2 protein-coding genes are annotated in these 4,852 nt (G+C 70.4%); both read right to left on the reverse strand.

Annotated features, from left to right (window positions below):
• Positions 1-33: 33 nt before the first annotated feature.
• Complete coding sequence (gene pabB, locus D7Y21_RS40340) at positions 34-2,148, reverse strand: aminodeoxychorismate synthase component I (protein ID WP_233612492.1); 2,115 nt, start codon at positions 2,146-2,148, stop codon at positions 34-36.
• A 479-nt stretch (positions 2,149-2,627) separates the two neighbouring features.
• The coding region (locus tag D7Y21_RS40345) for a type I polyketide synthase (RefSeq protein WP_121718546.1) at positions 2,628-4,852 on the reverse strand (2,225 nt) is incomplete at its 5' end.

Here is a 4,852-nt window from a genome sequence, read left to right on the forward strand (position 1 = left end):
CACCCCGGAAGGCCCTTCTGGCCCCTCCCGGGCTCAGTCCGGCGCCGTCCAGGCCCTGGAATCGGCTCCGGGCTCGGGCAGTCCGTCCGGGCTCCCGAGCGCCGTGCACAGCGCCTTCAGCACCACCCGCGACTTGAGGAGCATCTCCTCCAGCTCGGCGGCCGGGTCCGAGAGCGCCACGATGGCTCCGCCCGCGCCGATGCTCACCTCTCCGGGCCGGACCACCGCCGTGCGGATGACGATGTTCAGGTCCGCCGCGCCGGTGGCGGAGAAGTACCCGATGGTGCCCGAGTACACCCCCCGGGCCTCCCCCTCCAGGCGGTCGATGAGCTCCAGGGTGCGCTCCTTGGGGGCCCCCGTCATGGAGCCTCCCGGGAAGGCGGCGCGCACCGCGTCCACGGCGGTGAGCCCCTGGCGCAGGTGGCCCCGGATGGTGCTCACCAGTTGGTGCACCGTGGCATACGACTCCACGTGCATGAGCCGGGGGACGTGGACCGAGCCCACCTCGCACACGCGCCCGAGGTCGTTGCGCACGAGGTCCACGATCATCAGGTTCTCCGCCCGGTCCTTCTCCTGGGAGCCCAGCTGTTGGCGCAGGCGTTCGTCCTCGGCTGGCGTGGAGCCGCGGCGCAGGGTGCCCTTGATGGGCTTCGACTCGACCCAACGTTCGGCGTCCACGCGCAGGAAGCGTTCGGGGGAGGAGCAGGCGATGCCCAGGGGGCCCATGCGGAGGTACGCGGCGTAGGGCGCGGGGTTCAGCTGGCGCAGGTTCCGGTACAGGTCCAGGGGCTCGACGTGCGTCCGGGCGAGGAGCTTGTTGGTGAGGCAGACCTCGTAGGTCTCGCCTTCGTGGAGCTGTTCCAGGCAGCGCTGGATGTCGGCCAGGTAGGTCTCTTTGTCCCTGGCGAGGCGGACCGGGAAGGGGGCTTTGGAGCCTGGCTTGAGGGGCGCCAGCGGGGGCAGGGCGCGCAGGCTGGATTCCGTGGCGTCGAACCAGGTCTCGACCTCGGCCGCCTCGTGTTCGGGGGCGAGCGCGACGAGATACACCGTGTCCTCAAGGTGGTCCCAGGCCAGCAGCCGGTCCGCCAGGATGAGGCTGGCATCTGGATCCGGTGAGGCATGCGAGGTGGTCGCGCCGCAGTCGTGCTTCAGCTCGTAGCCTAGGTGGCCCACGTAACCGCCCTGGAAGTCGAAGGGCAGCCCGGACGGGGCCACTCGCAGCCGTGTCAGCTCCTGCTGGAGGAACTCGAACAGCTCCGTGGAGTGCTCCTCTGCTCCCTGGCGCCGGCGCACGGTGAGCCGGCGTGGGTTCACCTGGTAGTGGATGACGGCGCTGTGTGGGCCGGTTGCGTCGCCCATGAAGGAGAAGCGTGACAGGCCGGACTCGACGCGGCTGCTGTCCAACCAGAAGGCGTGGTCATTGCCTCCGAGGAGCGCGACGAAGGCCTGCTCCGGGTCGGCTTCGAGGTGCAGCTTCCGGTGATGGACTTGGAAGGTTCCAGGCGGAGGGAGGGGCGTTCTCTCCTGGGGCGCTTCAGGGCGGCGACTGGGACGGGGGGCTTGGTGCTCGCGGCTCAGGCGGATGAAGTTGGCGAGGAGCTGGCGGCCGTGGGTGGTGGCGATGGACTCCGGATGGAACTGGACGCCCCAGCGGGGGAGGGAGGCGTGGCGCAGGGCCATGAGGACGCCGTCGGGGGCCCAGGCGGTCTCCACCAGGTCCTCGGGCAGTGGCCGGGCGAGGCAGAGCGAGTGGTAGCGCACCACCGGGAAGTCCTGCGGAAGGCCCTGGAAGAGGTCTGTCCCCGTGTGGCGCACGGGGCTCAGCCGTCCGTGCATGACCTCCGGTGCGTGCTGGATCCGCGCACCGTGGATGTGGCCCAGGCCCTGATGCCCCAGGCATACGCCGAGGATGGGGACGTCCGCTTCGAGGAGCGCATCGCGGCAGACTCCGAAGTCCGCCGGGTGGTCGGGACGCCCGGGGCCCGGGGAGATGACGATGTTGTCGAACGCGAGCCCGCGCAGCTCCCGCCACGACCGCTCGTCGTTGCGCACGACGAGGGGCTCTGTCCCTCCGACCTCCGCCAGCAGCTGGAAGAGGTTGAACGTGAACGAGTCGTGGTTGTCGATGATGAGCGTCCGCAGCCGCACGGCGCGCACCTTACCCTTCGGCGGCCTCGTGGGAGGTGCGACTCTGGGTCGGTTCGAGCACGGCTGGCGGGCGCCCGTACCTGGCGGCCCAAGGATGCAAGTTCCGTAACAGCTCGCTGGACCCTGTCGTGACGTGAGCCGAGCGCATGCTCCTTGTGAGCCTCGTCTATCGCTCCTGCCCGCGCGAAGGCATCAACGACAGACGAATGACTGCGAGCAGCAAGGACCTTCCTCCTGGTCGTAGGCATCGTGCGCGGCCTCGACGTGTGGGAGGCCCTCGTCCCACCGTCCCGTGCAGACAGCGGCCTGAACACTCCGTGCGGTGTTTCGGCGAGCCATGAAAACGCCCGGCGAAAGGGGGGCAGCATGCTGCCTGGCGCCGAACCGCGCGAGGTATGGAGCCTTCCGCTCCGGTCAATGTGACTGGAACCACTTTGCCGGGGAGACCGCGTGCCGCCCGGGACCCAGCGACCACACCCTCATCGCAGGCCGAGTTCCCGAAGCAGCTCCTCCGCGAGTCTTTCGGCTTGCGCGAGGTCGTCCATTACCTCGAGCCCCAACGGCCCCGCGGGGGGCTCGGCGACCGCCGTCGCCAGGTCGGGTGGCTCGGCGGACCTCGCCGCGTTCCCCCCATTGGACGAGGCTGGCTCCGTCTTCGTGCGGAGCTGCTCGGTGATGTGCTCGGCCAGTAGACGAGAGGTCGGATAGCTGTAGAGGGTCGCAGTAGTGAGCTTCGCACTCAGCCGGGTGTTGAGCTGCTCGCGAAGACGGATGAGCATGAGGCTGTCGAGGCCAAGGTTCTGGAAGTTGGTCGCGGGGTCGATGGCGTCGGCGGTACGCTCACCCAGGAGTTCGGCGAGGGTTTGCTGGACTTGGAGCAGGGCACCCGTGGCGCGAGGCTCGTCCTGCACGGCCGCGGGCCGCACCGCCTGGGGCTCAACGGCCGGCGCGGGCTTGTCGACAAAGAGCCGTCGGCCAAGGTCTCCGGGAGACAGGACCTCGAACTCATGTGTTGTGAGCCCGGCCTGCTCAAGCGCTCCAGCCGACAGCTCTGTGAGCCCGGCAGCCAGGGCGCGGGCCATGAGTTCCCAGGCCTGGGCCAACGCCATCCTCGGTATGCGCTCGACATTCCCGCCACGCCGCGTGCTCGCCGCCATTCCGGCGTCGAGCGGTGCCCAGGCGAGGGCGAGCGTGGGGATTCCCGCCGCCACGAGATGCTCCGCGGCCACCCCGAGTGCTGCATTGGCGGCCGCGTACGCGAACTGTCCGGGCGCTCCAAGCACTCCCGCGAGCGAGCCTGCGAGCACAATCCGCCTTGGTGCGAGCGTGGCGACCGCGTCCAACAGCGCACTCGCGGCGTGGACCTTGGGCCGCAGCACCCGTGACAGATCCGCCTCGGAGATGTTCGCCAGCGTGGCATCCTTGATCACTCCGGCGAGGTGGTAGAGGGTTCCAAGGCGATGCCCCCGTGCCGTGACCTCGCGGTGGAGTGCCTCCCACGTCGCGGGCTCGGCCACATCGCCCAGCAGCACCGTGACCGAGATGCCGGTCCGCCTCCACGCGGCGAGCGTGGCGTCCACGGCCGCTCCGGGCGCGGACCGGCCGACAAGCACCAGCTCGCGCACACCGCGCTGGACCAGGTGCACGGCGAGTTGCCAGCCCACGCCTCCGAAGCCGCCCGTGATGACCGCTGCATGGCCAGGCTCCTCCAAGGCCTGTGCTTGTACGGGAGGGAGAGGAAGCGGCGCGAGGCGCTGCCGTAGCCATCCCTCACGGCCGAGTCGCAGCTCATCTCCCGCGGCCGCGGTGGCCAGTGCGGCCGAGAGCCCGGACGGCGCGGCCGTCGTGCCGATGTCGACAAGACCCAGCCTGGCGCCCTTCGCGAACTCGAGGTAGGCCGCACGCGCCGCTCCCCACAGGGCGCGAGCCGTGAGCGCCGAGGCAGACGCTACGCCCGCCCCCGTTCCATAGGCCCCCCGGGTCACCAGCACGATGGGCCGTCCAGCCGTCATCGGCTCCTCAAGCCCGAGCAGCCAGCGGCGCAGTTCACTCAGCGCGGACACCACGGGCAGCTCTTCCTGGACCAGAACGATGCCCGCCACGTCGGCCCGCAGCCGCGCCGCATCCGCTGGCGTGACGAGCAGCTCGGTGGTGACAGTCGTGTCCTGGGTCAGCGCCGCCTTGAGTTCGGCGAGGCGCGGGCCCGCGCCTCCCAGCGCCGCCAGTGCCCAGCGCCGGGGTGCTGTCTCCTTGCCCTCCACGCGGACCCAGAGCGGAGCATGGCAGAGCCCCGTGAGCGCGACCGGTTCCGTGGGCGCCGAGGGGACCGGGGCGACGCTATCCGTCTCGGTCTGCCGGGGCCGCGCGGGCAGCCAGTACGCCTGGCGTTGGAACGCATAGGTGGGAACGCTGATGCGTTTGGGCGAAGGCCCTTCGAACAAGCCCTTCCAGTCGAGGTCGAGGCCGAGGGCGTGGAGGGAGGCGGCGGCGGAGCAGAAGGCGCGCTCAGGGTCGGAGGAGTCGAGGGAGGGGATGCAGGAGAGGCCCTTGGAGGCGGAGCGCAGCAGGCCTGTGAGGACGGGCCTGGGGCCAATCTCGAGGAAGTGGGTGAACTTCTTGGCGACGAGGGCCTCGAGGCCCTGGCGGAAGAGGACGGGCTGGCGCAGGTGGCGTGCCCAGTAGTCGGGGACGAAGAGGGAGGGGG

This window comes from Corallococcus sp. AB045, from assembly GCF_003668895.1.
GTDB classification, from domain to species: Bacteria; Myxococcota; Myxococcia; order Myxococcales; family Myxococcaceae; genus Corallococcus; species Corallococcus coralloides.